The sequence below is a fragment of the Mastigocoleus testarum BC008 genome (assembly GCF_001456025.1).
In the GTDB taxonomy this organism is placed as follows: domain Bacteria; phylum Cyanobacteriota; class Cyanobacteriia; order Cyanobacteriales; family Nostocaceae; genus Mastigocoleus; species Mastigocoleus testarum.
Genome location: NZ_LMTZ01000172.1, coordinates 36,703 through 43,134, shown reverse-complemented (window position 1 = coordinate 43,134; position 6,432 = coordinate 36,703). Strand labels below are relative to the sequence as shown.

Sequence of the window (6,432 nt, the reverse complement as noted above, 5' to 3'; positions counted from 1 at the left end):
TCATAAATCGGAAATTAGAGATTTGAAAAAAGATTTAGAAATTATTGTTCCAAAGGCAGCTTGAGCATTTCATTCACGGGTATTGCGTTTAAGCAATGTACTGTAATTGCAAATTGTCTTTTTTCTGAGAATAAAGAATTAGGAAAGCAGATGTCTGCATTTTTAACAGCCATTAATCACAGACAAACTCTACCAGGATTTCGCCTCGCATTTGTTGGTGAGTTTAGTCGGGGTAAAAGTTACCTAATTAATCGCTTATTAAATAGAAATATTTTACCTGAAGGTAGCTTACCCACCACAGCAAGTCTCACCTCTATTGTTGCAGCTTCCGAAGAACAGATCGAAGTCAGAGTAAGGGGAAAAATAGATATTCGACCTCTAGAAGAAGCATCTTGGGAGCAACTATTCGCAACTGATCGAGCAGGTTCCGAACAAGAAGTATTTGCTGGGGTACGTATTAACTTGAATCACGAATGGTTGCGATCGCTAGATGCAGAAATTATTGATACTCCCGGTGCAGGAGACCTGAGTGATCGGCGAACAAATATGGTTTATGACTTATTAAACCAATGCGATGCAGCAGTTTTACTTGTCAGTGCAACCTCTCCATTCAGTATGACAGAAGCAGCTTTTCTCGAACAAGAAGTAATCGGTCGCCATATCCCTCGTATTATGGTTGCAGTATCTAAATTAGATATGATTCCTGCAGAGGAAAGAGCGAAGGTAATGGAGAGCATTAAGCATCGAATTGCTAATGTTGCGAGTAATGTTCCTGTACTTTCGACATATCCCATTGCACAATCACAGCAAGACATAGACGCTTTAGCAAGTATCAGAACTCAAATAGAATTTTTAGTAGCTCAAGGTGAACGTCGAATATGGCGCAGTCGTCAAGTATCCGAACAACTTAGTGACTGGCTAACTCAGGTCGTAGAGATAGCGCAAGGGGCTATCTCCACTATACAGATGAATGCAGAAGAAAGAAAACGCTCTATGCAGCAAGTTGAGAATGAACTGGAAAAAGCAGACATCAATTGGGAGAATCTAAGACTTGAACTAGATACGTTACGGTTGAAACGGGCTCAAGAAATACGTCACAAAATTACAGATTGCAAAGAAGAACTTATTGAAAACTTAGAATTTGAGATTCAAAGAACTCCAGATTTAAAACTTTGGTGGGAACGGGACTTACCTTTTCGTCTCAGACGTGAATTAACAATTTTGAGTCGTAAATTCGAAAATTCTTTATTGAAATTTTTAACTCAAGATATTGAATGGTTACAAAATGAGGTAGAAACACTTTTTCATACAACAGTAAAACACCAAGTTTTTACACCACAGCAAAATACAGGAATTCAGTTTCAACTTGAGAGTCGAGACATCACTGACGTAAAAAAATATCGCTTACTTACAAGAATTGGTAGTACCGCAGCAATGATTAGTGGTTCAGTTTTAGGTGGTCCAATTGGAATCGCCGCTAGCACAGGAGTTTTACTAGTCAGCGAACAGTTTCTTAACAAAGAGTTAGATGTACAAAGAGAAGTTTTATCAGAGGAATTGAAACGTGTAGTTGAAATTTCTATTGATGAGTATTGTCAACAAGTTTCAGAGCGTTTACGCCAGTTATATCAAAGAATTATAGATGATGTACAAACAGAACAAAATGCTTGGATATTTACCAATAAAAACGCTTTAGATATCAAAAACTCTGTTGTTAACAATGAAAATGATTGGCAAAAAATTATCGAATTAAGTTTAAATTTGCAGCAAGAAATAGTTTCTGCTTTTTCAATGTAAATGATTAGAAGTCAAAAGTTAAAAGTTAGACATCTGCTTAAAGTAAATAAAAATTCATGGAGGATAAAAATATGCTACAGACAATAAATTATAAAGGCTATGAAGAATTTAAGGAAAAGACTAGTATTTTAGTCAATCTAATTGAGCGTCAAATTGGTGTTGTACGACTCCTCAATCAACCCGAACGAGAAACAAATCTTCAATTGTTGAAAGATTTAGTACAGTCGAGTAGTTTTAAAGTTATGGTACTTGGCGAATTTAAACGAGGCAAAAGTACATTTATTAATGCCTTATTAGGTGAAGAAATTTTGCCTGCATACTCTACACCAACTACTGCAATTATTAATGAAGTGAAATGGAGTGACACCAAAAGTGCTTTGTTGCATTTTAATAAATCTGATGGGAAATCATTACAACAGCCTTTAAATGTACCAATAGATCAAATTGAAGAATATGTAGTTATCAAAGATGATGAAAATGAAAGTGAAGCAATTAATGAAAGTCCATATGAAAAACTGGAACTTTTTTGGCCTTTGGAACTTTGTAAAAACGGTGTAGAAATCATTGATTCTCCTGGTTTAAATGAGCATAAAACCCGTCAACAAGTTACTGAGAATTATCTCATTAACGTTGATGCAATAATTCTTGTACTTTCTTGCGAACAACTATTTGCTCGTTCTGAGCAAGAAGTGGTTGATAATAAACTGATACCGATGGGACATGAAGATATTTTCTTTGTCTGCAATCGTATTAATATGATTCGTAAAAATGACATTGAAAAAGTCAAAAATTTTGCTATTAAGAAGTTATCTTCCCGTACTAGAAAAGACGCAAAACGAATTTTCTTTATCAATGCTCTGGGAGCATTAGATGGTAAACTAGACGGCGTACAAGAGGAATTAGAAAAATCTGGCGTACCACAATTAGAAACGGAACTACAGAACTTTTTAACAAATGAAAGGGGTCGAATCAAAATTCTTCGCCCTGCTCAAGAGTTAAAAAATTCAATTCGAGAAGTTAGAACAAGCATACCGGAGCAAAGGAATATGCTTCAGACCGACGTAGTAGAATTGGAACGGCGGTATGCTGCAGCACAAGAACCCTTAAGAAATTTAGAAGGAAAACGTCTGAGTATTGTTAGAAGATTAGAAAACTTAATTCAAGAATCTAAAGAGCAAGTCAATTATAAAACTAAAGATTTTTGTCGAGATTTAGTTCCTAAAATCAAAACTGTCGCTCAGGATTATGAGCTTGAGAGTGAGATTAAGTTATTATTTACTGACCCTCGACCGAGTATAGAAGCAGCAGTAAAAGAAATAGTTAGTTATTTAGAAAGTAAATTAGAAGCAGAGTTTGTAAATTGGCAAAATTTAGAACTAGAGCCATTACTAGAAAAAAGGATGGAATACATTAGAGATTCTCTTGATGTTGAAGCTACAGAATTTGTCAAGCGAGTAGATAAGCTTCGTTTGGAAATCTCTGGAGTTTCTGTTTCTAGAGTAGATGTATCAAAAGGAGATGTTGGTGTTAGGGATGTTTCTGCATTTGAAAGAGTTCTTTCCGCTGCAGGTGGCTTTTTAGTAGGAGGAATTGGTTCGGCTACTATCGGTGCAAGATTTGGCTATCAAGAGATGTTGAAAAGTTTAATTCCACAACTAGTAATTGGAATTATAGGTTACGTAATTTTAGGGGTTAATCCTGTAACTTTAGTACCAATGTTAGTAGCTGCCTTAGTTCACGGTAAATTAATGGAAGGCGGACTTGGAAATAAAATAAAGCAAGAAGTAGCTAAAAAATTCTCAGAACAACTAAACAACACAACAGTTGAGATTATTGAAAATGTTGGTAATAGTGTTTCTGCAGAACTCAGTAAAGTTAAAGACCTTGTAGATGAAGGACTAGGAGCAGAAATTCAAAATATCCGACAACAAGTTAATAATGTACTTGCTGAAAAACAAAAAGGTCAAAAAGAAGTTGATAAAAAACTCAAGCAATTAGATACATTAATTCAAAACGTGAATCGAATTGACCAGGAATTAGACGATTTAATCTCTCAAGTCGCTATTTCCGGTACAAACAAATAAATTCAAAATTCCATCCCATCAAAATACTTTTCCCCAGAAATGTTCTAATTCTCTAGCTCGAATTAATTTAAATAGAGGAGTTGAACAGATTCAGTAGTAAAAATTACTTAAAAGTTAGAAACAATGAATTACTCACTCATCCAAAATATTTCCTGTATTTTCAAATTTACTATCTTGTTAGTTAGTAGTTTTATGTTTGCTTCCAGTGCAAAAGCCGATATTCTTGACGGTTTACAGCAAGAGCTTAATAATACCAATGTGACGATTGGAGAGGCTGAACGAGAAATTGAAAAGCTTCAACCGGAGATACAAAAGCAACGACAGTATGAAGTCCAATTATATAATGCTTGTATTAGGGGCAACCAGTACGCTTGCAAAAAATATCAGAACATACAGAGAAAAAAGCAAAATTGGATGGAACAAAATAACTGTCGCTACAGAACTAGTTTAAACAGATGCAAATGATAGACAAATAACAGACAAAAATACCTTATTATTCCTTAAGTTTTTTAATAAAGGAAAATAATTTTCGTCTTTCTATTTGTTTTCAGTATCTTTACACCGGACAAAAGGTAAGAGGTCTTGCAAAATTACCTCTTGGTGATGTTCCTGGGAGTAATGTCCAACATTATTAAGTTTGATTATCCCTCCATCAGGTAAAGAATCAGCAAACTTTTCTCCCATTTCCAGACTTAACCAGGGGTCATTTTTTCCCCATTGCAATAAAACTGGATTTTGCCATTCTTTAAAACCAGACTCAATTTCTGCTGTAATTTTTGGTAGTTGCAAATTACGAATAGTTGCCAGTAAACTACGACCTGAAGCTGAAGCAGTTAAGAATGGTTTGCGGTAAACTCCCAAATGTTCCTCAGCAATCACATAGCGACTACCTCCTTCCAAGGTTCGGTCTACTAGTAATGGATCCTGAGTCATCATTTCCCCAGCTAAAGGTAAACCCATCTGTTGAATTTTCCAGGGAACTTTAGCTGTAGTGGAAACTGGGGTGTTAAGAATTGAGATATTAGCAATTTTTTCCGGATGACGCAGGGCATATTGTAATCCTACAGAACCTAAAAAACCCTGGATAACTAGAGAAAAGCGTTCCAGTTCTAAGGCTTGAATAAATTCTTCAAAAGCTTTAATAAAAGCATCTGGGGTATATGCAAAGTCTCGTTTTTCTGGTTTTGCAGAGAAACCACATCCAATCCAATCCGGCGCGATCGCTCTTGTTCCTTGTTTTGCGAGTTCAGGTAAAATATAGCGCCAGCTATAACTTTGGGAAACTAAACCATGAAGTAAAACAACTGGAAGTAAATCGCTTCTACCAACCGGTTCGGCTTGACGATAAAACCATTCTAGTGAGTTGACGGTAATTTTATGTTCTGTTATTGACACTGTTTTTAAAGGTTTTTAATTAGTTTAAATTAAAGTTGGTAATAAAGAATACTTTATTAAGGTTCCTAAGGTGCGAACCCTCTCCTAACCTCCCCGAGGGAGGAACTTTGCTTACCTAATTAAAAATTTTTAATTAAAGGTTTGCTGTAGAGAGGTGATCTAACACTTCTCTACATCTATATATCAACAATCATCTCACGAATTGGCTCAGCAATTGGCTTGTGGATATAAACTTGTAGATATAATTCACTGATGTTTTGTTGTAGATTATTCTTTGTCGAAAGTGACACAAGAGGATAACACGGTTTTCGAATACTATCTGTAAAAGATAAGGACGCACCGAAATGCGCCCAACAGGAGTAGTATATTTTTGCTTGTAAATCTTGTATTTCGTTAATTAAAGATTTAAATAACAAACTATATAAAATAAGCAATCCTTAGACTTTGGAGTAAGATTTCTAAAGATGCAATTGTCATAATAATTCCCCAAAACCAGTGAGGTAAAAATAAGTTTTCAGCAATTCTAGCGGTATCGGAAAATCCCCCAGGTATCTGATAAGTAAATAAATAGCCAAAGTTTTTAAACGTACTTATACAAGCCTGAACTCCAATAAATTGAACTGCGAACTTCTGCACATCCAGAGGAGTTTTCAGCGCAATGACCAAAATAAAGAAACCTAATAAGGGAATGACTAAAATTCCAAAACTAGTTCGTACCCAAACTATAGCAGAAAAGATTAAAAATAAACCAAGAACCACTAAAAGATTGTGGGATATCTGCAAATTACGGGAAGCTATAATTAACCCCCCACCAACAATGGGTGGAAACATGGAACCTGAAGCATAAAACAAAGCATTACCAACTCGTCCCAAAAAAAAATTACCACTGCATCGGGCTAATCCATTACCGTTTTTTTCAATTTCTAACCTTTCAAAATCCCCTCCCAAAATTATTCCCATCAACCCATGTCCCATCTCATGAAACCAAGTAGCTAGAATTGTGAAAGGGTAAATCAGGATTTTTCCTCCTGGAATTTGCCATAAAAACACGGTAGCGATCGCAATAGTAATTAATAAAAATAATTCTGGACGAGCATCAGGACTAAGGGTACTAATTCCCAACTCGCGAGCTAAATCATTCCACGATTGGCTCATA

At 35.6% G+C, this 6,432-nt stretch carries 5 protein-coding genes; 3 read left to right on the top strand and 2 right to left on the bottom strand.

All coding sequences use genetic code 11. From position 1 onward, the window contains the following. Window positions 1–150: 150 nt before the first annotated feature. The 3 genes from BC008_RS45650 to BC008_RS45640 all read left to right on the top strand — a co-directional run bounded on the left by BC008_RS45650 (window position 151) and on the right by BC008_RS45640 (window position 4,346). The gene (locus BC008_RS45650) at window positions 151–1,797 is read left to right on the top strand and encodes a dynamin family protein (RefSeq protein ID WP_036265505.1); all 1,647 of its coding nucleotides are present in this window, start codon (window positions 151–153) and stop codon (window positions 1,795–1,797) included. A gap of 71 nt (window positions 1,798–1,868) precedes the next feature. Beyond that, window positions 1,869–3,881, top strand: coding sequence for a dynamin family protein (locus BC008_RS45645; RefSeq protein ID WP_027843392.1), 2,013 nt, complete (start codon window positions 1,869–1,871; stop codon window positions 3,879–3,881). A gap of 123 nt (window positions 3,882–4,004) precedes the next feature. Continuing rightward, window positions 4,005–4,346 carry a hypothetical protein gene (locus tag BC008_RS45640; protein ID WP_027843393.1) on the top strand — a complete coding sequence of 114 codons (342 nt, stop codon included), beginning with the start codon at window positions 4,005–4,007 and terminating at the stop codon, window positions 4,344–4,346. 72 nt (window positions 4,347–4,418) lie between these two features. On the opposite strand, the gene BC008_RS45635 is transcribed toward BC008_RS45640, so the two are convergent. Beyond that, window positions 4,419–5,276, bottom strand: coding sequence for an alpha/beta fold hydrolase (locus BC008_RS45635; protein ID WP_027843394.1), 858 nt, complete (start codon window positions 5,274–5,276; stop codon window positions 4,419–4,421). A 417-nt stretch (window positions 5,277–5,693) separates the two neighbouring features. Continuing rightward, window positions 5,694–6,431, bottom strand: coding sequence for a M50 family metallopeptidase (locus BC008_RS45630; RefSeq protein WP_027843395.1), 738 nt, complete (start codon window positions 6,429–6,431; stop codon window positions 5,694–5,696). Between the last annotated feature and the right edge of the window lies 1 nt (window position 6,432).

What these genes read in the sequence shown, in the direction of transcription:
- BC008_RS45650 (WP_036265505.1), top strand. Translation starts at nt 151, where the DNA reads ATGTCTGCATTTTTAACAGCCATTAATCACAGACAAACTCTACCAGGA.
- BC008_RS45645 (WP_027843392.1), top strand. Translation starts at nt 1,869, where the DNA reads ATGCTACAGACAATAAATTATAAAGGCTATGAAGAATTTAAGGAAAAG.
- BC008_RS45640 (WP_027843393.1), top strand. Translation starts at nt 4,005, where the DNA reads ATGAATTACTCACTCATCCAAAATATTTCCTGTATTTTCAAATTTACT.
- BC008_RS45630 (WP_027843395.1), bottom strand. Translation starts at nt 6,431, where the DNA reads ATGAGCCAATCGTGGAATGATTTAGCTCGCGAGTTGGGAATTAGTACC.